We start from the raw sequence: 23,011 nt of genomic DNA on the forward strand, positions 1-23,011 counted from the left end.
GATATGCTAATCGGGAGATTGCTTCGTTCCTCGCAATGACGCATGGAAATTTCTCTATTATTTAAATAAGCTATTCACAAATTCGTTCCTGTCAAACAGCTGTAAATGGTCTACGCCTTCGCCTACACCTATATATTTTACGGGGATCTTAAACTGATCAGAAATCCCTATTACCACACCACCTTTTGCGGTACCGTCCAGTTTAGTCAGGGCTAAAGCATTAACCGCTGTAGCTTCTGTAAACTGTTTGCACTGCTCAATGGCGTTTTGCCCGGTAGATGCATCCAGCACCAGCAATATTTCATGCGGGGCACCGGGAATAACCTTTTGCATTACATTTTTGATCTTGGTAAGTTCGTTCATCAAACCAACCTTATTATGTAAACGGCCCGCGGTATCAATAATTGCCACATCGTCACCATTTGACACTGCCGAACGCAAGGTATCAAACGCTACTGAAGCCGGGTCGCTGCCCATGGCCTGCGCTACAACCTTTACGCCCACACGCTCGCCCCAAAGTTTGATCTGGTCAACCGCCGCCGCGCGGAACGTATCCGCAGCACCTAAAACTACCTGGTTACCCGCCTGCTTTAATTTATGGGCCAGCTTACCAATGGTGGTGGTTTTGCCCACGCCGTTAACCCCAACCACCATAATTACATAGGGTTTTTGCGTACCGTATTCAAAGGTGCGGAAATCGTTACTGTTGTTTTCGGCAAGGAGTTTCTGGATCTCATCCTTCAGCAGGCCGTTCAGTTCTGATGTGCCAACGTATTTGTCTTTCGCAACACGTTCCTGGATGCGGCCAATGATCTTTAGCGTAGTGCTCACACCAACATCTGATGTAACCAGCACTTCTTCCAGGTCATCCAGCACGTCATCATCAACGGTGCTCTTGCCGGCTACTACCTTAGTTAACTTCGAGAAGAAATTGTCCTTGGTTTTTTCCAGCCCGGTATCAAGCGCCTGCTGTTCCTGCTGCGTACTTTCTTTTTTCTTAAAAAAATCAAATAGTCCCATAGGTGATCAGAATTTTAGAATTGTCCGAATAAAAAAAGCTAAGAAGCATATTGGTTGAATTTGAAATATCATTCAAATTCTTTACTGCAGTTAATTCTGATTCAGACCTTAATAAAAAAAGCCCTCTCGATAAAACAAGACGGCTTTAATATTTTAACAAACGTAATTATTATTTGCCTGTAAGGGCATCTTTAACGTTATCGTTAGCTACGATAGCTTCTTTGAATGAGTAAGCACCTGTACGAGGTGATTTGTTCATTGTAATTACTTTTGAAAACTCTTTTCCTTTACCCGCAACTTTCAGGGTTGCAACTACTTTCTTTGCCATGTTGTTTAATTATTGAATTAGTGATGGAGTGAATTAGTGATTCAAAACTTAAACCGCCAATAAACTTTACAGCCAATTGTTATTTAATTTCTTTATGAACTGTTACTTTACGCAAAACCGGGTTGAATTTCTTCATTTCCAATCTTTCTGTAGTGTTTTTTTTGTTTTTGGTGGTAATGTAGCGAGACATACCCGGCATGCCGCTGGTCTTATGCTCTGTGCATTCTAATATTACCTGAACCCTGTTACCTTTCTTAGCCATCTTATATATTGTTTTGAGTTACAAGTTTTGAGTTTTGAGAATCTACTCATTACCCACCACTCATCACTATTTACTTATTAAATAGAACCTTTTTTTACAAACTTGTTGATACAAGCAGTAATGCCCAATTTGCTGATAGTTTTAACAGCAGAAGTAGACACTTTTAAAGTGATCCATTTATCTTCTTCAGGGATATAAAACTTTTTTAGTTGCAGATTCGGATAGAACTTACGTTTGGTTTTAGCGTTAGAGTTTGATACGCTATTACCGTTCATATAGGCTTTTCCGGTTAAATCACAAATTCTTGACATGACAAATATTTTTTTAAATCTTCGCTCTTTTCCTAAAAAGAGTTTGCAAATATCAGGTTTTTAAAGCAAATAGGCAATAGTGTTTTCAAATATTTTTTAAAAAGATTTGTTTGCGGTTATTTAGGCTTATCCAGTATAAAATTAAGCTTATAAACGTTTAAATAATGTTTGTTCGAAAATGGATATTATCAGACTAATTACTATGCAGATAATCTTTACTTATAGATAAGACACCGGTAAACGCTTTAAACTTCACTTTTATAGGGGAAAATACCTAATTTACGCCCACCATTTACAACCTATTATGCAAATCAAATCAATAGAAGAATATCATCAAGTCTATCAGCAAAGTGTAGATCAACCCGAAGAATTCTGGGCCGGAATAGCAGATAACTTTTTGTGGAGAAAAAAGTGGGATGAAGTATTGGAATGGAACTTTAAAGAGCCCAGCATTAAATGGTTTCAGGGTGCTAAACTGAACATTACCGAGAATTGCCTGGACCGCCATTTGGAAACCAACGGCGATACCCCGGCTATCATCTGGGAACCAAATGACCCCACCGAAGACCACCGCATATTAACTTACTCCCAGCTGCACGCAAAGGTTTGCCAGTTTGCAAACGTGCTTAAAAACAACGGTACTAAAAAAGGCGATCGTATCTGTATTTACATGCCTATGGTTCCCGAATTGGAGATTGCGGTTTTGGCTTGCGCCCGTATCGGTGCAATTCATTCCGTGGTATTCGGCGGTTTTTCAGCCCAATCTATTGCCGATAGGATAAAGGATGCCGAATGTAATATTGTGATCACGGCAGATGGTAGTTTCCGCGGGACAAAAGAAGTGCCATTAAAATCTGTTATTGACGATGCGTTGGTGCAGTGCCCAACCATTAAGAAGGTGATCGTACTAACCCGCAGCCGCACCCCTGTATCCATGATCAAGGGCCGTGATGTTTGGTGGGAAGACGAAGTTAAAAAAGTAGAAACACAAGGCAACCCCGATTGCCCTGCCGAAGAAATGGACGCTGAAGATATGTTGTTTATCCTGTATACATCCGGCTCCACAGGTAAACCGAAAGGTGTGGTACATACGTGCGGCGGCTATATGGTTTACACGGGTTACACCTTTACCAACGCATTCCAATATCAACCTGGCGAGGTTTATTTCTGTACGGCAGATATCGGTTGGATCACCGGTCATTCTTACATCGCCTATGGTCCGCTCACCCAGGGGGCAACTTCGGTATTGTTTGAGGGTGTCCCTACCTGGCCGGATGCAGGCCGACTGTGGGATATTGTAGAAAAGCATAAGGTTAATATATTATATACCGCGCCAACCGCCATCCGCTCGTTAATGAGTTTTGGCGATGATGTGATAAAAGGAAAAGATTTTAGCTCGCTTAAAAAGTTAGGATCGGTAGGCGAGCCTTTGAACGAAGAGGCCTGGCACTGGTTTGATGAAAAGATAGGCCAGGGCAAATGCCCGATAGTTGATACCTGGTGGCAAACAGAAACTGGTGGTTTTATGATATCGCCCATAGCTAATGTTACGCCCTTGAAACCGGGCTACGCAACACTGCCATTGCCGGGAGTGCAACCTCTGCTGGTTGATGAGAACGGTAAAGAGATTGAAGGTAATGGCGTAAGCGGTAACCTTTGTATCAAATTTCCGTGGCCGGGTATGCTGCGCACAACTTATGGCGATCATGAGCGATGCCGAACAACATACTTCGCTACTTATGAAAACTTGTATTTCACCGGCGATGGCTGCCTGCGCGACGAGGATGGCTATTACCGCATTACCGGCCGTGTGGATGACGTGCTGAACGTATCGGGCCACCGTATTGGTACCGCCGAGGTAGAGAACGCCATTAATATGCACAGCAGCGTAGTAGAAAGTGCCGTTGTTGGCTATCCGCATGATATTAAGGGCCAGGGTGTTTATGCTTTCGTGGTAAGCCCTAATAAGCATGGCGATGATGAGCTTACCCGAAAGGATATCATTATGACCGTATCGCGGATTATTGGTGCCATTGCCAAGCCGGACAAGATCCAGTTTGTAAGCGGTTTGCCTAAAACACGGTCGGGAAAGATCATGCGCCGGATCTTAAGGAAGATAGCCGAAGGAGACACCGGTAATTTAGGTGACACAAGTACATTGCTTGACCCCGCAATAGTAGATGAAATTAAGGAAGGGGCGTTGTAAAGGGAGGTGAGATTTTTAGAATCAAGAGCCACGATAATAATATCTATAGGTAATGGGTCCTGGCGCTTATTTTCTTGAATCCCCCCGCAAACCAAACCAATTTCCATCTGTTCTCTCTATACATCTAAGTTAAGGAGAAACAAATCATGGACAAGTTAGAATTAAAAGGCGGCTGGAACGAGCTGAAAGGAAAAATAAAACAAGCGTACGGCGACCTGACCGACGACGATTTGAAACACGAAGAAGGTAAGGACGATGAAACACTGGGCCGCCTGCAGCAAAAAACAGGTAAAACCCGCGAAGATCTCATCAGCTGGTTAAAAAGCTTATAATTACGCAAGCCCCGAATATTCGGGGCTTTTTTTGTTGAAAATTCTCTTGCAGAAATAAGATTATTTAATCTAACCCAACCGATAGCTTAACCCAATTATAGCTATTTTTGCCGCATGACAAAAGCAACCCGCCCCACCATATTAGTAGTAAACGATGATGGTATAACCGCCGAAGGGATCAAAGCCCTGATGCATGCCATGAAAGATCTGGGCAGGGTAGTGGTTGTAGCCCCGGATAGCCCGCAATCGGGAATGGGGCATGCTATTACCATAGGGAAACCCCTTAGGTTAGATAAGGTAGACGTTTACGAAGGTATAGAGATGTATAGCTGCAGCGGCACCCCGGTAGATTGTGTAAAGCTGGCGGTTAATGCGGTGCTGAAGGGCCAAAAGCCTGATCTTTGTGTGTCGGGTATTAACCACGGGCTCAATAATTCTATCAATGTGTTGTATTCGGGCACCATGTCGGCGGCGGTTGAGGGGGCTATAGAAGGCATCCCATCAATAGGTTTTTCTTTAGATGATTACAGCGCACAAGCCAATTTTGAGCATTGTGTTAAATATGTAAAGGAAATTGCACAGCAAGTTTTGGCCAATGGCCTGCCGGTAGGTACGGTGTTAAATGTAAACTTTCCCGCTGGTGATGACATTAAAGGCATCAAAATTTGCCGCCAGGCTAATGCCAAATGGGCCGAAGAATTTGATATGCGCCATGACCCGTACAAGCGCCCTTACTACTGGTTAACCGGCGTTTTCCAGAATAACGATAACGGACAGGATACCGATGTTTGGGCACTGGAGCATAATTACGTATCGGTAGTACCGGTAGAATTTGACATGACCGCGCATCACGCCATCCCGGTATTAAACAACTGGAAGTTCAACCTGTAATTATTGAAGACTCATTAGGGTAAGATCAACGCCCTGTACACCTTCGGCTTTACATATTAAAGGGAAGGCAGGGTTGTTCAGGATCCAAAGTTTTGTTTTACCGTTTTCGCTTATGGCGTAGTAGGTGTCAACCTCTTTGTCATTTAAAGTAAATGGTACGGCTATGTCGGCAATTTTAAATTTTTGTTTGTTCAGCTCAAACGCCTTGGTGCTGGTCATCGTGTTGAAAACACTTTTGGATACGAAGATCAGGGTCTCGTCGTCTTTCAACTTCGTAATCTCGTCATAACCCGGCTGTCTGATCCCTATTTTGGTACCGCTATCGACAGCTTTGGCAGATACCTCGAAAATGCCTGATCCCATACCGCCTGCTGCCCATTTTAAATGTACAGGTGCAGTCAATTCAGTTGCCGTTATGGTAACCGGTAAATTCCTGTCGAAGGCTTTGATGTATGCCGAATAGTTAAGTACAGTGCCGTTTTGAATACTTGGCACCATCTTTTGGGCCATAGCGCTAATGCTTAACAATGCGAGAGTAGTTGACAGAAATATCTTCTTCATTTATAGTTCTTTTATTTATTAGAACGCTAAAATAGTAAAATGAATATTGATGATGTATTTTTGAAAAATATGTTCAGCAAAAACAGTTTACCGTTAGGGATGCTTTACGGCTTTATACCGTCATTATTGGTTTGGTTATTATGTAACTATATTTTAAATAACGAAGCCTTTGTAATGGACAAACCTGCTGCACCTTATCTGATCGCTATCTGTTTAAATTTGTTGTTACTGCGGTATGCCGCTAAAAAGCATCTGGACGAGATGTCAAGAGGTATAATGCTCATCACTTTTGTGTGCATGCTATTAGTGTTCATTTTTAAAATGCAGGCCCGATGAAGTATTACCTGGTAGCGGGAGAAGCTTCTGGCGATTTGCATGGAGCCAACCTCATGAAAGCCCTAAAAGAGCTGGACGGACAGGCAGAGTTTCGCTACTTTGGCGGCGATCTGATGGCTGCCGAAGGGGGCACGCTGGTAAAGCACTATGCCGATATGGCCTTTATGGGATTTGTGGAAGTAGTGGCTAATCTGGGCACCATTCTCAAAAACCTGAAGCTGTGCAAGGCAGACATTGCAGCCTATCAACTTGATGTGCTAATACTGATCGACTTCCCGGGATTTAATTTGAAGATAGCGGAGTTTGCCAAAGCGAAGGGTTTGCTGGTGTGCTATTATATTTCCCCCAAGGTTTGGGCCTGGAACCAGAAGCGGGTGTTAAAGATCAAGCGGATTGTTGATCACCTGTTTTGTATTCTGCCTTTTGAAGTGGAATTTTACAAAAGCTGGGGGATGGAGATTGACTATGTAGGCAATCCTTTATTGGATGCTGTTGATGCGTTTAAACCCGACACAAATTTCCTGCGAAATAACAACCTGACCAATAAAAAGATTGTTGCGTTATTGCCCGGCAGCCGTAAGCAGGAGATAAGCCGTTTACTGCCCGATATGCTGGTTGTGGCCGAAAAGTTTCCGCGCCATCAGTTTGTGGTAGCAGGAGCTCCCTCATTCCACCCGGACTATTATCAACAATATTTAAAGGATCAAACTATTCCCGTAATATTTGGGGCTACGTATGACCTGCTCTATGTTGCCGAAGCTGCGGTAGTTGCATCGGGCACTGCCAATTTAGAAACCGCTTTGTTTAACGTACCGCAGGTTGTGATATATAAAGGTAACGCTATTACGATTGGTATAGCACGGATGCTGATCAAGATCAGGTTTATCTCCCTGGTAAATTTGATTATGGATAAAACGGTAGTGAAGGAATTAATTCAGCAAGAGTGCAACCCAGCCGAGATCTATAGTGAATTAAACAACCTCATCAACAATCGCCATCATCGCGAACAAATGCTGACTGATTATGATCTGCTGGATCAGAAGATGGGCTCGCCCGGTGCATCCGCCAAAACGGCCGCACTCATCATCAAATACGCGTCAAAAAAATAAGGCCCGGCTATTTTGTAGCGGGCCTTATTTTTCTCAAGGTCATGTTTAAAATAGAATAGATATATGATGATCAGGCAGCCTTCAACTGTTGGTTCGTAACTGCCTGTTTGTTGCTTGTGGAAAATTGATTACGTTCTCTGAAATACTTTAAATCTTCTGTCAACAAACTCTTCAAATCGTCGTCAAAGCGTTTAACTAATTTGCTGGTAGTGGTTGGTGTATAAGTTTTCATAGGTAGATAGGCTGTTTTGTAATATACTTAACTAAGCTGCTTTCAAGGTCTGAACGTTAGCTCTCATAGCTTTCAGATCGTTTAATAAAATTGCTTTTAACTCCTTGTCAAAGCGGGCTACTAATTTGCTAACTGACGGTTTTGAGTAAGTTTTCATGGTCGATATTTTAATTAATCTTTTGTATCTTCTTTAGTTTTATCCTGATCCTGGTTTTCGCTAAGGTTATCATGTCTGCGCTTTGCTTCTTTGTATTGCCTTGCTATCTGATCCCTGTCTCTGGCGTCAGAGGTCTCTTCCGGTGCCTTTGGGTTTTCCCAAAGTTTTTCTTCACCAGATTTTTCAGTTTTCTCGTCGATTACCATTTTGTCTCTGTTTGATAATAGATATTCCAATTCAGTGCCAAAAAATGTGTTTGAGCGATAAAAAATGATATTGACTGCAATGTTTTTTCCCCCCTTAAACAAATACTGCCCAAAACGAATGTTTTAGACCGATATTGAATAGGGTATGAATGAAAAAAGGTACAGCTATCTGCTACAAGCTGTTGTTAAACAAGGTCAGCAAGCATAAAACCGTACGGGCAGTCTGTTCAAAATCAGACAGCACGCTGCATGGTTTTGCGCGTCAAAAGGTGTATCACTATAGCAATTGCTGATAAGGTTATGCCTATTGTACAAACGCCTGTCCACTGGTAGGTGTCCCAAACACGCGTTGCCAGGAAGGTGCCCAAGGCACCGCCCACAAAGTATGATACCATATATATAGTATTGATACGATTACGCGCGCTGGCATCTAATGAAAAGATAATAGCCTGATTAGAAATATGTGTTGCCTGCACGCCCATATCCATTATAATAACACCGGCAACAAGGCCCGCAATGCTATGGCCCGAGAACAGGAACATGATAAAGGAGATCAGTACTAACGATAGGGTTATGGTAGATAATTTGTAGGCATCCATTTTATCGCTCAGGCGGCCCATCAATCCGGCGGCAATGGCACCAAACGCCCCTGCCAGTCCAAATGCACCCGCTACGTCGCTGCCTTCATTGAAGTTTTGTTTAAGCATAAAAACAAGGGTGGTCCAAAACGCGCTGAAACAGGCAAAACATAAGGCACCACGTAAAGAGGCTAATCTTAATTTTGGCTCGTTCTTTACCAGGTCGACCAATGTTTTCATTAAAGAACTATAAGTGCCTTTATACTCCGGTTCAACTTCGGGCAGTAAAAAATAAATAAATGCCCACATCACCAGCATAATACCTGCAGCAATATAGAACATTGCGCGCCAGCCCAAATGTGCGCCTACAAAGCCACTTAAGGTGCGCGATAGCAAGATACCTATTAAAAGACCGCTCATAATAAAGCCAATTTTTTTACCACGTTCCTCGGGCTTTGCCAGGTGGGCTGCCATGGGTACCAATAACTGGGGTATAATAGAAGTTGCACCCAGCAAGAAGCCTGATAGTATCAACACATGTACGTTTGGCGCCAAAGCGGTTAGTAGCAGGGCCGCAACAACAAAGGCAAAATCTATCAGCATAAGGCGTTTACGTTTTACCATATCGGCCATTGGTACAACAAACAGCATACCTACGGCATAGCCAATTTGGGTGAGCATAGATACCTGGCCCACCTTACCATTACTTACATGAAAAGTACTGGCCATATCGTTTAACAATGGTTGGTTGTAGTAAAGGTTAGCCACCACAAGCCCGGTAGTGAGGGTCATTACCCATAAGGTGATGGTAGTAAGTTCTGGTTTATGTGTTGTAACAGCCATTTGATTAGATATTTGCAAAAATCTTAAACATTTATTAACAAATGGTAATATTAAAATCACATTTAATTTAAAAATTCTTAACGTTTAATGCGTATAATTGCAAAGGCGATAAATTAAATGTTGTATCTATTTAAAACTTACAAAATAATTACAAATAAATTCTTTGCATATCAAAACTTAGTGTTACTTTTACACTATTAAAATAACAAACAAGTCTTCTCATAATTTAGGTTTATAATTGGTTAGTAAAGGCCCCTGCCCATCAGGGGCTTTACTTTTTTTAAAGATTTTGTAAACCCGACTAATAACGAAATTTTAAGACTAATGATTTAAGGACGAAAGCTGCTGCGGCTGCAAAATTCTGTTACAGCCTGAAATTCAACGATACATAAGGGTACCAGCCTTCGGTAGAGTGGCCGGCCAACACTTCAACAACGATGAGCGACGCCGGCGCAAAATAGGCACCACCACCTATGCCGCTGTGCCATTTGCTTGAATTATCATTGTCGACCCAAACCCGGCCAGTGTCATAAAAACCTATTGCACCAAGCTCGCCTGGTAAAATATAGCCGTCAATCTTTGCTATTTTCGCCCTCGCCTGTAAGTTGTTAAAGGCCATATGCTTGCCCGCAAACCTGTATTGCAGGTAACCTAACAGGTTGCCTTGCCCGCCCAAATACATAGATTGGTAAAACGCAGGCTTGCCTAAACTTACACCACCGCCAATACGGTCATATATCACTACAGAACCACTTGAGGTTAACTTTTGGTAATAGGTAAACTCCGGCCGTAGTTGCGCGTACGAATCTGAATTTGAATTTAACCCGCTATACCCGGTTGCTGTAACGGTAAAGAAAAAGCCGGACGATGGAAACACCTTGTTATTACGGTGATCTGTTGTGAAATTGAATTTTAGGCCTGCATGTGCTTTGCTTTTATCTACAGTTAAGCTATCATACGAGTGCAGCAAAGGTTGCTGTGTGATAAACCTGCCGGAGTTATCATTGAGACTCAGGCTATACAACTCAACCGATGGACCTACAGAAATAGTACTGTGTTTGCTTGTGCGCCAGCGTAAAGACGGATCAAACTCGTAGGTGTTAAAGCGGCTGCGATAAAAAGTACGGTAGTCGCCGTTTTTATTCAATATAGTTTCGTTGCCGTAACCAAAAAAGTTTTGAGTATTGTCGGGCGCCTGGATATAGGCCTGCAGTATCACATCGGCACCCCAAGCTACGCCGATCCATTCCCCGCGGTAGCGAATACGGAATGCATTGGTTGAGAAGGAGTGCGTTAGCATCACCTCCTGTAAAGTAGAGTAGGGGAACTTGCGGAAATTGCCGTAACCCGTGTGCCTAACACCTAATCCTAATAAAACGCCGTCATCGCGGTTAAGCCCCGCAGTGGCAAGTGGCCCCCAAAAATCATACTGATAGGTGGGCAAATATTTGGAGTTCAAACTATCGTTAGAGAAGTAAGTATGCACTTTGCCCAAATCACCGGTTAGGTTGGTGCTATCTTTACGTCCGTACACCCTGAATTTGCCGCCCTGCTTTACATCATAGGTTTTTTTGCCTACGCTATCAATAATGCGCAACTTAATTGGCGACCTGGCATTATTCATCACTATTTGATCATCTCCACCCTCTGTATACAACCTTATTTCTTTGGTGATCTTAGGGTCGTAAACCATGTTGAGTAATGAATCTTGCGGCTGGCCTTCTTTACTTAAATTGGTAATTGTAAGCTTCAAGCCCTGGTTGGGGGCATCGTCAAATGTAAAAAGTTCGTTCTTGTTGGTAGCGCGTAAATCAACTATATGGTATAAGAACTTGTAATATTTGTCTATCACTTCGGGCAGGTGTTCGCGTCTTTCTTTTAGTGCCTTTAATAATTCGGCATGCCTTATCGCGTATGCTTCGCGTGGCAATCGCCTTAAACCCTTTTCTAAAACAGCATCGGTTTCTGCTGCCATAAATTCCCTCGTGATCTGCATCATGCGGTCGTAACTCATCTGCATATCCGGATATGCCTTCATGAATTTGGTTTTATAGAACCAGTAGTTACTGAAAGCGATATCACCCTTAAAGCTACCTATCGCCGGTACAATATTAGTTTGCGACAAGATCCATGGAAAAACGCCCTGGTTAACATGAAAGATCTGGTCGCGGTCTTTAGGTACAGGCTCGTAATATTTACCCTTACCTTTAACTATATCTAACCAGCCCCATTGAGAAGCGTGGCGGTCCCAGTCGCCAATTAAAAAATCTAGCAGGCTGGCGCGAAAAAATGCTTCGCCATCTAAGCGGTTATCGTGATCGCCAATAACCTTTTCGTCCATCTTTAAGGTATTGTCCGACTCGCCTGCCGGCTCCCTTTCTTCCAGTAGGCATACCTTGCCTGCAAACCGTTTGCTGTATTTGCCTAAAGCAGCATCTTTACCTACAACCCCAATTACGGGGTTTGTGTGCAACACACTGGCCGCATCGGCCAACGGTGGTACTATGAGGGCACTAAACGGATGCTGGGCACTAAATTCATCATCAACTAATGTTACGGCGAAAGTTTCCTGCAGTTCATCGGGTAGCAAATCATCCGGAACTTTTGCAACCGTGCGTAATACCCATTCGCGGCCGCTTTTGTCAGCAAGCCTTAAAGATTTTGTTTGCGTGCCCCCACCTTCTTTAACAACAGTAAGGCCGCCATTTACTTGCGATATTTTAAACACAGGTAGTTTAACGGGTACAGCCCATTCCTTACGGTAATTTTCGCCAAAGAATAATTTATGAAAATTGCCCCTTTTGTTATAAGACGGGTGGACTTTGATAACGGTACTATCCGGGAATTTTTGCCAGGCCGAGGGTGCTATTTTTTGCGCTATGCTGTGTATAGAAAAAACAGAGAGAAATAGGATAAGGATAAAGGGCTTCATTAGGTTGAACATAATACAATCATAATGGAAAAGTATTGAAAATGTTTGTTAGGCATTACCATGATATTATACGGAATTGAGTGCCTGGGTTTATCCCGTGCAAGCATCGTTGTAAGTTTTAAAGATTATTGGCAATTGTGTTATTAAAGATTATATTTGCGCTCCTTAAAACGGGGGATTAGCTCAGCTGGCTAGAGCGCTTGCATGGCATGCAAGAGGTCATCGGTTCGACTCCGATATTCTCCACATTGATAATCAGCCACTTACAAGTCAAGTAAGTGGCTTTTTTTTATTGTAGGTAAAAACCTATAGCTTTTTTATTTGCACCTTATTGACCATTTTTAAGGCAAATACCACCTATGGCGCCTTCCATAAATTTTAGCGATGACGTCGAAATTCTGCCCGTCTTCCTGAACGCCATTATTCTTTTTTGATAAAAAGTCACTGTCAGACCCGGAGTGCGACTATTTTTAATTTTTAACTTATTAGTGATCGATGGCACTAATTATCATGCTGTTTATCAGTCTATTGATAGACTTAATAACCAATTTAGTAGAATTGAATCCGCGAATGTAAATATGTGCACAATACCTGAAGAAATGGATAATACTATGCACAAAGCAACAGATGCGCACATGGGAATGTCGGCGCATGATCACCATGCTATGATGATCGCTGATTTTAGAAAGCGATTTTATGTGGTTCTGTCATTAACAATTCCGATCATGCTACTGTCAACGATGATACAGCATTTTATGGGGGTTAACTGGCAGTTCGCTGGCTCTTCTTATTTACTGTTTGCCTTATCTTCTATAGTTTTTGTTTATGGCGGTTGGCCGTTTTTAACGGGATTTGTTAGTGAAGTGAAGTCGGGAAATCCGGGAATGATGTTCCTGATCGGATTTGCGATAACTGTAGCCTACAGCTATAGCGTTGCGATCGTTTTTGGTCTGAAAGGGATGGATTTCTTTTGGGAACTAGCTACGCTTATCCTCATTATGCTTTTAGGCCATTGGATCGAAATGAAGTCCGTGATGGGCGCGTCAAATGAACTGGAATTATTGGTAAAATTAATGCCCGCTGATGCGCACCTGGTCATGAAGGACATGGTTCATGATGTAAAAACAGATTCCCTGAAAGCAAATGATATTATTTTGATCAAGCCCGGCGAAAAGGTTGCGGCGGATGGTATTATCTTGGAAGGCGAGAGTTATTTGAATGAATCTATGCTTACGGGTGAGTCTAAGCCTGTACAAAAAGGGAAGGGCGATAAAGTAATCGCAGGGTCAATCAATGGAAACGGATCTTTCAAAGTTACTGTAACACACGCGGCTGATGACTCTTATCTGGCACAAGTGGTTAAATTGGTAAATGATGCACAAAAGTCGAAATCTCCAACGCAATTATTGGCTGATACCGCCGCTAAATGGTTAACTGTCATTGCGCTTGTAACCGGCATCGGCACATTTTTGTATTGGTATTTTACAGGTCAATCCTTAGCATTTGCCATGGAAAGAATGGTAACAGTTATTGTGATATGCTGCCCGCATGCGTTAGGTTTAGCAGTCCCATTAGTGGTCGCCAAGTCAACTGCGTTGTCGGCTAAGCATGGCTTACTGATCAAAAACAAGGCGGCATTTGAAAATTCAAGAAAGATAACCACAGTCGTATTTGATAAAACCGGTACGCTGACGGTTGGTAGATTTGAGGTGTCAAGAGTCGAATCCCTGCTTAAAAACCTTACCGAAAAGGATTTGATCCGCCTTGCTTCAGCATTGGAGCAAGCATCAGAGCATCCTATAGCGACAGGAATCCTGCAAAAAGCAAAAGACCTTAAACTCTCCATTCCGCTGGGAGAAAACTTTAAGGCGATAACCGGAAAAGGCGTTCAAGCGATAGTAGAAAGTAAAAATGTATTAGTAGTTAGTCCGGGTTATTTAAAAGAAAATAAGCTAATCCTGCCGGAAGGGTTTACTAATGATGACACGGAGACGGTAGTATTTGTGCTGATAGATCAAAAACTGGCGGGATATATCGCTCTGTCTGATGAGGTCCGCCCTGAGTCAGCGGCAGCTATTAAAACTTTAAAAGAAATACATATCAAAGCTATTCTGCTTACCGGTGATAATAACAAGGTAGCGGCCAGTGTATGTAAAACACTGGGTATGGATAGTTATATGGCCGAAGTATTGCCTCATCAAAAATTAGAAAAAATCAAAGCGTTACAAGCTAAAGGAGAATTTGTAGCTATGACCGGGGACGGTGTCAATGATGCTCCTGCGCTGGCTCAGGCGGATATCGGCATTGCAGTGGGTTCAGGCAGTGATATCGCTGCCGAAACAGCTGGAATTGTCTTGGTGAATAGTAATCCCAAAGATATTGTTAGCCTCATCTTGTTTGGTAAAGCCACTTACCGTAAAATGGTTCAAAACCTAATTTGGGCTACAGATTACAATGTGATAGCGCTGCCGTTAGCAGCAGGTGTTTTGTATAATCAGGGCATTATTTTGAGCCCGGCAGTTGGAGCTGTTTTAATGACTGTAAGTACGGTTGTTGTCGCGATTAATGCTGGTTTTTTAAAAATTAAAACGATCTAAGACTAAAGTCTTCGGTAATTACAAAGACTTTAATCTTAAAAAAGCGAATCATTCTAGCTTTTTTTCAGCCATTACATCAGGGCTTCCTTCATTTAATCAATTTAAACCGATGGACTTTACGACCACACAACTAATTATAAATATCGTAGAAATTGTCCAGGAATATGTTAAATGATCGCTTAAAAAACTTCACTATGCTTTTCAGGCTCTATTTACCGAATGCATCTGTGGCATGCCAGCTGTAGATCAGTTCTTCCTTTATAGTCCAGTTTACCGGTATTGCCAGGCCATTAAGAATTGCCGCTGACAGTTCAATGGTCAAGGATGAAAAAATGGGGTTCCAAAAATTCATTTCTACAACAGATAACCCTTCTGTGCCCGGAATTTTTATCACATTGCAGCGGCCAAAAGCCTTACACCATAATGTGACGCGGGTCATTAATCTTCTTGCCCCGCGTCATGTTATCAGCCGATAATTAATGAAATATTTGTGTTGCCAAACAGGCAGCCCCGATCAGACTGGAAGTTCATGCCCTATTATCATTAATCAATAATAATTTTAAAAGATTACTTGCCAAAATAATTATGGAAAAGATACTCGTTACGACCGATCAATCCGGCAATTCAAAAGCTGCTATCCGATTCGCCATTAAACTGTCTCAACAGCGAAAAGCAGAGCTCATTATAGTTTATGTCTATCACCTTTTGAAACCCTTTAACTGGACAGATAACGCTTTTGAAAAGCATGGCGATATCTTTAGGGAAAAAACCATGACAGAATTAACTTCCTTTATCGCCGACATTTATCATGAGATGCATGAGCCGGAACTTCGGCATCAATTGGTATTGATATCCAACATGGATATGGTAGACGGCGTTATGGAGTACGCAACCAGGCACGCTTGTTCTTATATCTGTATCGCCACGCGCGGCGCAGGCATCCTGACCAAAATATTTGGTACACATACAGCTAAACTAATCAATCAGTCGCCTGTACCGGTAATCTGCATACCAAGTGCCTATCATTTAAAAGAAATAAAGCATGTGCTTTATGCATCTGATATGACGGACTACGAAAGAGAGTTAGCCAAAGTTGTAGCTTTTGCAAGGCCCATTCACGCGAGCGTTGAAATGATGCACATATCGTATTCGTTTGAGTTTGCTTTTGATAAGAAATTGATGGAAGCGACTTTAAAGAAAAAAGCGGATTACGAAGTAACCATTGTTAACCGGAAACGAGATATTACTAACGACTTGCTGGAGGATATCGACGAAGCGATCAAAGTCAGCAAACCCTCGGTTTTAATTTTATTTACGCACCAGTCAAGGTCAATGTTTGAAAAACTGTTTTACCCATCCAATGCCGAGGATTATTCTTTTTATGGAAAAATACCGATGCTTACCTTCAATAAAAATGAAAGTAATTAAATACGCCTCCTTGCAATCTCTTCATCTTTAGTAATAACATCCTTTCCAATGCTAATGAAATATCCTTTAGACCATCCTTATTCATTAGCGACCAAAGCAGTAATTTCGCAGGTTCAATCCGACGCTCTTAAAGGCATCACACAAAATGAGGCGGTTAAGCGCTCGCAAACTTACGGACTTAACACATTTAAATCCCAAAAGCAAAAAAGCCTTTGGTTGATCATGCTGGTCCAGTTCAAAAGCCCTATTGTTTATTTACTGGTATTTGGCGCAGCTGTATCTCTTTATTTTAAGGATGTATTAGAGACCATAGCCATTCTGGCCGTCATCGTGATCAATGCACTTATTGGCTTTTTCATGGAAATGCAGGCCCGGAGTTCTATGAATGCATTAAAAAAGATGGATGTCATTTTGGCCAAAGTGATCCGCGATGGTAAAACAAGATCGGTCCCTTCCGAACAATTGGTGCCGGGCGATCTTGTACCGCTGGAAGCCGGAGATATTATTCCTGCTGATGGCCGTTTGGTAGCTGTGAACCGCTTGCAATGCGATGAATCTTCACTGACCGGAGAATCACTCCCTTCTGATAAAACTATTGAGGCTTTGAAAGCAGATACCGTTATCGGTGACCAGCACAACATGGCTTTTAAGGGCGCTTCTGTCATTAACGGCAATGGAAAAATAGTGATTACCGGCATAGCGGCAGAGACCCAATTAGGCACGATAACTTCGCTGGTAGATAGTTCTGCTGATACCGTCACCCCACTAGATAAAAAGCTGAATAAACTGAGCCGGAAATTGATCTGGATCACGCTGGGTATGACTGCAATTTTCGCAGCAACAGGTTTTATTCAGGGTAAATCGCTTTTAATGATCATTGAAACCTCTATAGCACTGGCGGTAGCCGCCATTCCGGAGGGCTTGCCAATTGTGGCAACGGTAGCTTTATCATATGGTATGTTATTAATGGCACGGCGGAACGCCATCGTAAAGAAACTTTCGGCAGTAGAGACACTGGGAAGCACGGGTGTGATACTGACAGACAAAACCGGCACCTTGACAGAGAATAAAATATTTGCGGATACTTTCGCTTTTCCCGATGAAAGTGTGAAAGTTCATATAGAAGATCATGAACTAAAATTTCCGGATGGGGCGATTAAATCAAGCGCTGAAAACTTTGATAAACTCTTATTTACAGGCATTCTATGTAATAATGCCGTGGTTAATGTCAACGAAATCAATAACAGCAAACCAAAACTTTCAGGGGATCCGGTTGAAGTGGCCCTGCTCCAGCTTGGTATGGCCGCAGGGTTAGACACTTCAGCACTACTGAAAAAGTATGTACGTATTGGCGAAGTACCCTTTAGTTCGGAGATCATGATGATGGGCACGTTAAACCGAACACCTGACGAGGATTTTGTAGCCGCCAAAGGCTCGGTGGAACATTTGCTGGAAAAATGCAGCAGGATACAATCCGGCGAACATATCGGGGAGATGGATAGCCATTCGAAAGAAGAGATATTACTCAAGTCAGAGCAAATGGCAGCTTCAGGATTGCGCGTACTGGCATTTGCTTACCGTGTAGACAAAAAGATGGATGAACGCGGTTTTTTGACCGATCTGATCTATATCGGCATGGCCGGTTTCCTTGACCCGCCGCGTATGGATATCAAAGGGGCAATTTTAGACTGTCGTAACGCAGGGATCAAAGTGGTTATGATCACAGGCGATCATCCTCAAACCGCTTTGAACATTGCGCGGAAAGTTGGCCTGATTGAACAAGATAACAAAAAAGTGATCACCGGTAAAGAATTACCGAAAAGCGATCTGTTAACTAAAGCATGGAGGAAACGCATACTGGATACCGCTGTTTTTGCGCGCGCATCACCAAAACAAAAGCTGGAAATTGCAGGTGTGTTCCAGCAGGACGGCTCCATCGTTGCTATGACCGGTGACGGGGTCAACGATGCACCGGCGTTAAAAAAAGCGGACGTCGGGATCGCAATGGGTATCAGGGGGACACAGGTAGCTAAGGAGACAGCAAGTATCATCTTAAAGGATGATTCATTTACTTCAATTGCCGAAGCCGTTGCCCACGGCCGCGAAATCTTTCAGAATATTCAAAAGTTTGTAGTCTACCTGGTATCCTGTAACTTGAGCGAGATCTTTATTGTTACGGTATTGGGAGTGGTCATACCAGCCGCTACTTTACTTCCCCTGCAGATCCTGTTTCTGAATATGGTCACCGATATTTTCCCGGCACTAGCCTTAGGGTTAGGGGCTGGGGATGATACAGTGATGCAGCGACCGCCCCGCGACCCTAAAAAGAATATTATCACCAACGAGAAATGGCTGGTCATCGCGCTATATTCAACAGCCATGACCTCAGCAGTAATCCTTGCGGTGGTTTATTGTCGCGAGGTATTGCACACGGATGACCGGGTAAGTAATAATGTGGCATTTATTACACTCACCTTAACGCAGCTGTTTCATGTATTTAACATGTCTTCTTCTGGGTCGGCTTTCTTTAAAAACGAGATCACCCGGAACAAATTTGTCTGGATCGCGCTATTTATTTGTAGCGGACTGACTTTAATGGTTTTCGCTGTTCCCGGGATGCGGCTTGTGTTGGGGTTAGCGGTACTTCCAATCAAATTATGGATAACCGCAATAACCATCAGTTTGCTTCCATTATTTGTTATTCAGTGCTGGAAAGCTTTTCAAAAATATAGGCTGCATAAATCACTTTAAAACATTCAGCCGGTTTTTTGATGGTCGGTCATCGCCCAGCAATACGCCCCATTGTTTGTAACGTTCGGTATGGTCAAACACTATTTTTAATAAAGATAGTACCGGCATGGCCAGGAACATGCCTGATATACCGGCCATGGTTCCGGCAACAATGATCCCGACGATAGAGACAAGTGGATTGATCTTGATCTGCGACCAAACGATACGTGGCATCAGGATATTGTTATCTAATAACTGTACAAAAGTGATTGCTGCCAATACGATCAGCACGTCGGTAATGCTTTCTGACGAGGCAAGCGTTAGTAAGATACCGAGAATATTGCCGGTCAACGCACCGAGGTATGGAATCAGGTTAAGGAAAGCAAAAATAATCCCTATCAGTAAAGCGTTTTGGATACCAAATACCCATAGAGACCCTGCAAGTAAAACGATGATATACGTAATCTGGATCAGTAAGCCAACCAGGTAGCTTTTAACCATTTTTTCGGTCTGCCGGATAGCTTCCTCTACATTTTGATACTCATCTTTTTTAAACCACATCAGCACGAATTTTAAAAAGAGGTTCCTGTAAAGCAGGATCAGGTAAATATAGATGGGCAATAAACCAATAAATATTACGATTCCAGACAATGAGCCCACTGCGCCGCTTAACAAGCCGCCAAGGGAACTGAATAATTTTTTGCTTTGTGTATTGATAAATTTGAGCTGTTCCGCCGGTGAATAGCCAAATGAATTACTGATCCAGATACTTAAATTATCAAAATGCTTGGTTACAGTCCGCTGTATTTGCGGAAAATCAGCTATCAGTGCGCCTACCTGGCTGGAGAACAGCCAGATGATCAGTGCCAAAACAATGGTTAGTAATAGGATCGGCAACATAACGGCAATTGCTTCCGGGAATTTCAGCTTCCTAAAAAACCGAAAAACCGATAATAGCACAAGGCTAAAAAAAAATGCCATTAAAAGGGGCATAATGATTGTGCTGCCGGTGACAATGATCGTACCTAAAATAAAAAGCCCCACTAATTCTATAGCTCGTTTTACAGTTACAGGCAGGCATTTAATTTCTGTATTCATGATAAAAATCGCCTTGTGGTTATATGTGCTTAATCGTTGTCTTTGCCATTTCCCCGGTTCGCCGGTAACACCGCATTAGTTCCGATCTCGGTATGCCTGATCTGTCCTCCCAAATAACCTGTTCTGGCAATAAGCCCAAACCCTATGAGAGAAACAATCAATGCGATTAAAGCAAGCGGCCTCACCAGCGAAGGGCTTTTCCAGGTCACAAAAATCCCGGCCATTGAAACTACTCCGACGACAGTCAAACCGACCAAAGATGTCAGCGCAGATTCAGCATGTTCTTCGATGGTATTTTTTGAAATTCCTTGTATATGCTCGACGGTCTCTTCTGCGCCCTCACCGGTTGCATAAGCGATAGCGGCTCCAATGGCAGAGATGATCAGAATATTATAAGCGGCGATTAATGTAGTGTTGTTTTTTCTCCATATTCCATGGATCAAAACGAACCCTCCTAAAATAGAACCGAATATCGGCAGGTGGGTGATCAGTAAATGGATGTGTGTTTGACTCATGATTTTTTTATCCAAGGTAGGAGCAAATAGCTGCACAAATGTGATGTATATCAGGCCCCTTAATGACATTGATTACTACGTAGAACTCATAAAAGGGCGAACTTTATACTATGAAAAACTCCGGTTATTTAATTGCCATAGTCGCCTTGTCCGTTATTCTTAGTTGTAACCAGGGCAAAAAAGATCAAACCAAAATGATAGATAGTTTGACCTCAATGTCAGGTGCCCGAAGACCGGACCAACAGTGTTTTGTCGCTCTTTTTGAAAAGGATAGTGCAAGCCTGACGCTACATAATGCTCCGGACGGAAAAGTTACAGGAAAAATGTATATCAGATACGGCGAGATTGAAGAAATGGCCCTGGAAAACGAACTTAACATTGGAAAGATCAATGGTGAGTATAAAGGCGACACTTTATTTGCTAATTACATGTTCACGAGCGGGACGATGAATAAAACAATTTATTCCAACCCGATTGCGCTATTATTAAAAAAGGGTACCCTGATCCTGGGAGCTGGTGTGATCGTCAATTACCTGGGACGCTCCTCCTTTGATAAAAATAAGCCGCTCGATTTTTCCAAAAGCAGGTTTCATTTCAAACCGGTTAGTTGTAAATAATTGGCCAATGAGATACCATACATTTGTGACAGACTATGACGGAACCATTGCTGAAAATGAACGGGTTTCAAAAGCAACGATAGACGCATTGAGCAGACTGAAAGCCACCGGCCGCAAGTTGATACTGGTAACCGGCCGCGAACTTGATCAATTGCAGACCGTTTTTCCGGAGTATGGGATATTCGATATCATTGTTGCGGAAAATGGAGCTTTGATATATAACTCTGCCAGTAAAAAGGTCATCTTATTGGGCACCAGGCCCCCACAAACATTTATCAAGTTGCTACAGGATAAAAATATTCCAGTATCGGTGGGTCAAGTGATTGTAGCCACGTGGGAGCCCTACCAAGAGGTAGTGCTGGAAGCCATCAAATCATTCGGTTTGGAATACCAGCTGATCTTTAACAAAGGTGCGATCATGATCTTGCCGCCGGGTATTAACAAGGCAACAGGTCTGCATGCGGCGCTTATTGAACTTAACCTTTCGGAACATAATACCGTAGCCGTGGGCGATGCGGAGAATGACAATGCTTTACTCGAAGCGGCGGAATGCGCAGTGGCGGTAAACAACGCTTTACCGCTATTAAAGGAAAACGCGGATTGGGTCACCAATAACTCGCGCGGTGCGGGTGTAGTAGAACTGATAGACCAATTGATAGCAGACGACCTTTTGTTGTTAGATAAAAAGTTATCGCGACATTTCCTGCCCTTAGGCGAAAAAGCAGCAGGTATTCCATTTACGATTAGCCCCTATGGAAATAATATTTTGCTGGCAGGCACTTCAGGTTGTGGTAAAACAACCTTTACCGCGGCATTTGTTGAGCAGCTAATACTGAAGCAATATCAATTCTGCTTGATTGACCCGGAAGGCGATTACCAGGACCTGCCCGGAGCACTGACCATTGGTGATGGGAGCCAGCCCCCGTTAACGGATCATGTGATCAAAGTGCTGACGCAAACTTCGGAAAACGCTATCGTGTGCTTTTTGGCTATACCATTGGGCGAACGCCCGGCCCATTTCAAAAGACTGTTAACCGAGCTGGTGAAATTGCGCGATTCGACAGGCCACCCGCATTTTATCATCATTGATGAAGCGCATCATTTACTGCCAAAAGACGACCGGGAGATCGTTAGTGCGTTACCAGAACACTTGACCAACATCATGGCGATCACCACCAAACCGGCATTGCTGTCTCATGCTTTCCTGCAGCGCATCAATTTGGTTATAGCAATGGGGGAGTGCCCGGAGCAAACGATGGGCTCTTTTTCAGGCATCACATCCTCCGCTATTAAATTTCCTGATAACTTAATCTATCAAAGAAACTTTGCTTTGGTATGGCAAAAAGAACAAAAGCTGTCTTTTACCATAACGGGTAATATACCGGCGAAACTTCTGATGCGCCATAAACGTAAATACGCAAGCGGTGATATGTATGCGAACAGCTTTTATTTTACAGGGCCTAACCATAAACTCCATCTTAAGGCTAATAACCTGATGGTTTTTATACAAATGGCCACCGGCGTAGATGATGACACCTGGTTATATCATTTGCACCGCCACGATTATTCTAATTGGTTCCGCAATTCTATTAAAGATCCGCAGCTTTCAGACTATTCAAAAGTGATCGAAAACGCCGGGAACGATCCGGGTTCCTCGCGCAGGCATATTTTCAAACTTATCATGAATACTTACACTTCGCCCGCCTGATCTTTTCGTTCGAT

Annotated in this window: 22 protein-coding genes and 1 tRNA gene; 11 read left to right on the forward strand and 12 right to left on the reverse strand. The window is 42.8% G+C overall.

Annotation, left to right across the window (positions count from 1 at the left end; all coding sequences use genetic code 11):
* Positions 1–57: 57 nt before the first annotated feature.
* From ftsY to rpmB, 4 genes are all read right to left on the reverse strand, one after another.
* A complete protein-coding gene (gene ftsY / locus IDJ76_RS07685) occupies positions 58–1,020 on the reverse strand; it encodes a signal recognition particle-docking protein FtsY (RefSeq protein WP_191162447.1) in 963 nt (320 codons plus the stop codon).
* Positions 1,021–1,189: 169 nt separating this feature from the next.
* The gene (locus IDJ76_RS07690; RefSeq protein WP_191162449.1) at positions 1,190–1,348 is read right to left on the reverse strand and encodes a DUF4295 domain-containing protein; all 159 of its coding nucleotides are present in this window, start codon (positions 1,346–1,348) and stop codon (positions 1,190–1,192) included.
* Between the two features lie 79 nt (positions 1,349–1,427).
* Positions 1,428–1,610: a 50S ribosomal protein L33 gene (rpmG, locus tag IDJ76_RS07695; protein WP_067063463.1), complete on the reverse strand. Its 183-nt coding sequence runs from the start codon at positions 1,608–1,610 to the stop codon at positions 1,428–1,430.
* Positions 1,611–1,687: 77 nt separating this feature from the next.
* A complete protein-coding gene (rpmB, locus tag IDJ76_RS07700; RefSeq protein ID WP_191162451.1) occupies positions 1,688–1,921 on the reverse strand; it encodes a 50S ribosomal protein L28 in 234 nt (77 codons plus the stop codon).
* A gap of 304 nt (positions 1,922–2,225) precedes the next feature.
* On the opposite strand from rpmB, the gene acs reads away from it, so the two are divergent.
* The 3 genes from acs (at position 2,226) to surE (ending at position 5,350) form a co-directional block, all read left to right on the forward strand.
* Complete coding sequence (gene acs, locus IDJ76_RS07705) at positions 2,226–4,127, forward strand: acetate--CoA ligase (RefSeq protein ID WP_191162453.1); 1,902 nt, start codon at positions 2,226–2,228, stop codon at positions 4,125–4,127.
* A gap of 146 nt (positions 4,128–4,273) precedes the next feature.
* Positions 4,274–4,459, forward strand: coding sequence for a CsbD family protein (locus IDJ76_RS07710; RefSeq protein WP_191162455.1), 186 nt, complete (start codon positions 4,274–4,276; stop codon positions 4,457–4,459).
* 114 nt (positions 4,460–4,573) lie between these two features.
* Positions 4,574–5,350 carry a 5'/3'-nucleotidase SurE gene (gene surE / locus IDJ76_RS07715; RefSeq protein ID WP_191162457.1) on the forward strand — a complete coding sequence of 259 codons (777 nt, stop codon included), beginning with the start codon at positions 4,574–4,576 and terminating at the stop codon, positions 5,348–5,350.
* Here the strand turns inward: surE and IDJ76_RS07720 are convergent, their stop codons facing one another.
* On the reverse strand, positions 5,351–5,911 hold the full coding sequence (locus IDJ76_RS07720; RefSeq protein WP_191162459.1) for a hypothetical protein: 561 nt from the start codon (positions 5,909–5,911) through the stop codon (positions 5,351–5,353). It abuts the gene before it with no gap.
* Between the two features lie 39 nt (positions 5,912–5,950).
* On the opposite strand from IDJ76_RS07720, the gene IDJ76_RS07725 reads away from it, so the two are divergent.
* Positions 5,951–6,247, forward strand: a complete 297-nt coding sequence (locus IDJ76_RS07725) for a hypothetical protein (protein ID WP_191162461.1) — start codon at positions 5,951–5,953, stop codon at positions 6,245–6,247.
* Positions 6,244–7,356 carry a lipid-A-disaccharide synthase gene (lpxB, locus tag IDJ76_RS07730; protein ID WP_191162463.1) on the forward strand — a complete coding sequence of 371 codons (1,113 nt, stop codon included), beginning with the start codon at positions 6,244–6,246 and terminating at the stop codon, positions 7,354–7,356. The genes IDJ76_RS07725 and lpxB overlap by 4 nt, the downstream gene beginning before the upstream one ends.
* Before the next feature lie 70 nt (positions 7,357–7,426).
* On the opposite strand, the gene IDJ76_RS07735 is transcribed toward lpxB, so the two are convergent.
* The 4 genes from IDJ76_RS07735 to IDJ76_RS07750 all read right to left on the reverse strand — a co-directional run bounded on the left by IDJ76_RS07735 (position 7,427) and on the right by IDJ76_RS07750 (position 12,304).
* Positions 7,427–7,588 carry a hypothetical protein gene (locus tag IDJ76_RS07735; protein WP_191162464.1) on the reverse strand — a complete coding sequence of 54 codons (162 nt, stop codon included), beginning with the start codon at positions 7,586–7,588 and terminating at the stop codon, positions 7,427–7,429.
* Between the two features lie 171 nt (positions 7,589–7,759).
* A complete protein-coding gene (locus IDJ76_RS07740) occupies positions 7,760–7,951 on the reverse strand; it encodes a hypothetical protein (protein ID WP_191162466.1) in 192 nt (63 codons plus the stop codon).
* 233 nt (positions 7,952–8,184) lie between these two features.
* Entirely contained in the window at positions 8,185–9,372 is a 1,188-nt protein-coding gene (locus tag IDJ76_RS07745) for an MFS transporter (RefSeq protein ID WP_224746241.1), read from the reverse strand.
* A gap of 364 nt (positions 9,373–9,736) precedes the next feature.
* Positions 9,737–12,304: a BamA/TamA family outer membrane protein gene (locus tag IDJ76_RS07750; RefSeq protein ID WP_191162468.1), complete on the reverse strand. Its 2,568-nt coding sequence runs from the start codon at positions 12,302–12,304 to the stop codon at positions 9,737–9,739.
* A 172-nt stretch (positions 12,305–12,476) separates the two neighbouring features.
* Here IDJ76_RS07750 and IDJ76_RS07755 point away from each other — a divergent pair.
* Together IDJ76_RS07755 and IDJ76_RS07760 are read left to right on the forward strand one after the other, a co-directional pair.
* Positions 12,477–12,550: transfer RNA gene (locus tag IDJ76_RS07755), tRNA-Ala, on the forward strand.
* A 353-nt stretch (positions 12,551–12,903) separates the two neighbouring features.
* Positions 12,904–14,901 (forward strand): copper-translocating P-type ATPase, encoded by a 1,998-nt coding sequence (locus IDJ76_RS07760; protein WP_191162470.1) that lies wholly within the window; start codon positions 12,904–12,906, stop codon positions 14,899–14,901.
* Positions 14,902–15,109: 208 nt separating this feature from the next.
* Here IDJ76_RS07760 and IDJ76_RS07765 read toward each other — a convergent pair whose 3' ends face one another.
* The gene (locus tag IDJ76_RS07765) at positions 15,110–15,340 is read right to left on the reverse strand and encodes a hypothetical protein (protein ID WP_191162472.1); all 231 of its coding nucleotides are present in this window, start codon (positions 15,338–15,340) and stop codon (positions 15,110–15,112) included.
* 146 nt (positions 15,341–15,486) lie between these two features.
* Here IDJ76_RS07765 and IDJ76_RS07770 point away from each other — a divergent pair, with 146 nt between their 5' ends.
* Both IDJ76_RS07770 and IDJ76_RS07775 read left to right on the forward strand, forming a co-directional pair.
* Positions 15,487–16,329, forward strand: a complete 843-nt coding sequence (locus IDJ76_RS07770) for a universal stress protein (protein WP_191162474.1) — start codon at positions 15,487–15,489, stop codon at positions 16,327–16,329.
* Between the two features lie 54 nt (positions 16,330–16,383).
* Positions 16,384–19,080, forward strand: coding sequence for a cation-translocating P-type ATPase (locus IDJ76_RS07775; RefSeq protein WP_224746242.1), 2,697 nt, complete (start codon positions 16,384–16,386; stop codon positions 19,078–19,080).
* On the opposite strand, the gene IDJ76_RS07780 is transcribed toward IDJ76_RS07775, so the two are convergent.
* Together IDJ76_RS07780 and IDJ76_RS07785 are read right to left on the reverse strand one after the other, a co-directional pair.
* On the reverse strand, positions 19,072–20,157 hold the full coding sequence (locus IDJ76_RS07780) for an AI-2E family transporter (RefSeq protein ID WP_224746243.1): 1,086 nt from the start codon (positions 20,155–20,157) through the stop codon (positions 19,072–19,074). The two genes, IDJ76_RS07775 and IDJ76_RS07780, sit on opposite strands and share 9 nt — an antisense overlap.
* Positions 20,158–20,186: 29 nt before the next feature.
* On the reverse strand, positions 20,187–20,687 hold the full coding sequence (locus IDJ76_RS07785; RefSeq protein ID WP_224746244.1) for a hypothetical protein: 501 nt from the start codon (positions 20,685–20,687) through the stop codon (positions 20,187–20,189).
* 95 nt (positions 20,688–20,782) lie between these two features.
* Here IDJ76_RS07785 and IDJ76_RS07790 point away from each other — a divergent pair, with 95 nt between their 5' ends.
* Both IDJ76_RS07790 and IDJ76_RS07795 read left to right on the forward strand, forming a co-directional pair.
* Positions 20,783–21,289, forward strand: coding sequence for a hypothetical protein (locus tag IDJ76_RS07790; protein ID WP_191162479.1), 507 nt, complete (start codon positions 20,783–20,785; stop codon positions 21,287–21,289).
* 7 nt (positions 21,290–21,296) lie between these two features.
* The gene (locus tag IDJ76_RS07795) at positions 21,297–22,997 is read left to right on the forward strand and encodes an HAD-IIB family hydrolase (RefSeq protein ID WP_191162481.1); all 1,701 of its coding nucleotides are present in this window, start codon (positions 21,297–21,299) and stop codon (positions 22,995–22,997) included.
* Positions 22,998–23,011 lie beyond the last annotated feature (14 nt).

Source organism: Mucilaginibacter glaciei (genome assembly GCF_014773245.1).
In the GTDB taxonomy this organism is placed as follows: Bacteria; Bacteroidota; Bacteroidia; order Sphingobacteriales; family Sphingobacteriaceae; genus Mucilaginibacter; species Mucilaginibacter glaciei.

What these genes read in the sequence shown, in the direction of transcription:
- ftsY (WP_191162447.1), bottom strand. Translation starts at nt 1,020, where the DNA reads ATGGGACTATTTGATTTTTTTAAGAAAAAAGAAAGTACGCAGCAGGAA.
- IDJ76_RS07790 (WP_191162479.1), top strand. Translation starts at nt 20,783, where the DNA reads ATGAAAAACTCCGGTTATTTAATTGCCATAGTCGCCTTGTCCGTTATT.
- acs (WP_191162453.1), top strand. Translation starts at nt 2,226, where the DNA reads ATGCAAATCAAATCAATAGAAGAATATCATCAAGTCTATCAGCAAAGT.
- IDJ76_RS07795 (WP_191162481.1), top strand. Translation starts at nt 21,297, where the DNA reads ATGAGATACCATACATTTGTGACAGACTATGACGGAACCATTGCTGAA.
- IDJ76_RS07725 (WP_191162461.1), top strand. Translation starts at nt 5,951, where the DNA reads ATGAATATTGATGATGTATTTTTGAAAAATATGTTCAGCAAAAACAGT.
- IDJ76_RS07710 (WP_191162455.1), top strand. Translation starts at nt 4,274, where the DNA reads ATGGACAAGTTAGAATTAAAAGGCGGCTGGAACGAGCTGAAAGGAAAA.
- surE (WP_191162457.1), top strand. Translation starts at nt 4,574, where the DNA reads ATGACAAAAGCAACCCGCCCCACCATATTAGTAGTAAACGATGATGGT.
- IDJ76_RS07770 (WP_191162474.1), top strand. Translation starts at nt 15,487, where the DNA reads ATGGAAAAGATACTCGTTACGACCGATCAATCCGGCAATTCAAAAGCT.
- rpmB (WP_191162451.1), bottom strand. Translation starts at nt 1,921, where the DNA reads ATGTCAAGAATTTGTGATTTAACCGGAAAAGCCTATATGAACGGTAAT.
- rpmG (WP_067063463.1), bottom strand. Translation starts at nt 1,610, where the DNA reads ATGGCTAAGAAAGGTAACAGGGTTCAGGTAATATTAGAATGCACAGAG.
- IDJ76_RS07720 (WP_191162459.1), bottom strand. Translation starts at nt 5,911, where the DNA reads ATGAAGAAGATATTTCTGTCAACTACTCTCGCATTGTTAAGCATTAGC.
- IDJ76_RS07760 (WP_191162470.1), top strand. Translation starts at nt 12,904, where the DNA reads ATGGATAATACTATGCACAAAGCAACAGATGCGCACATGGGAATGTCG.
- IDJ76_RS07735 (WP_191162464.1), bottom strand. Translation starts at nt 7,588, where the DNA reads ATGAAAACTTATACACCAACCACTACCAGCAAATTAGTTAAACGCTTT.
- IDJ76_RS07750 (WP_191162468.1), bottom strand. Translation starts at nt 12,304, where the DNA reads ATGAAGCCCTTTATCCTTATCCTATTTCTCTCTGTTTTTTCTATACAC.
- IDJ76_RS07780 (WP_224746243.1), bottom strand. Translation starts at nt 20,157, where the DNA reads ATGAATACAGAAATTAAATGCCTGCCTGTAACTGTAAAACGAGCTATA.
- IDJ76_RS07765 (WP_191162472.1), bottom strand. Translation starts at nt 15,340, where the DNA reads ATGACCCGCGTCACATTATGGTGTAAGGCTTTTGGCCGCTGCAATGTG.
- IDJ76_RS07775 (WP_224746242.1), top strand. Translation starts at nt 16,384, where the DNA reads ATGAAATATCCTTTAGACCATCCTTATTCATTAGCGACCAAAGCAGTA.
- IDJ76_RS07745 (WP_224746241.1), bottom strand. Translation starts at nt 9,372, where the DNA reads ATGGCTGTTACAACACATAAACCAGAACTTACTACCATCACCTTATGG.
- lpxB (WP_191162463.1), top strand. Translation starts at nt 6,244, where the DNA reads ATGAAGTATTACCTGGTAGCGGGAGAAGCTTCTGGCGATTTGCATGGA.
- IDJ76_RS07690 (WP_191162449.1), bottom strand. Translation starts at nt 1,348, where the DNA reads ATGGCAAAGAAAGTAGTTGCAACCCTGAAAGTTGCGGGTAAAGGAAAA.
- IDJ76_RS07740 (WP_191162466.1), bottom strand. Translation starts at nt 7,951, where the DNA reads ATGGTAATCGACGAGAAAACTGAAAAATCTGGTGAAGAAAAACTTTGG.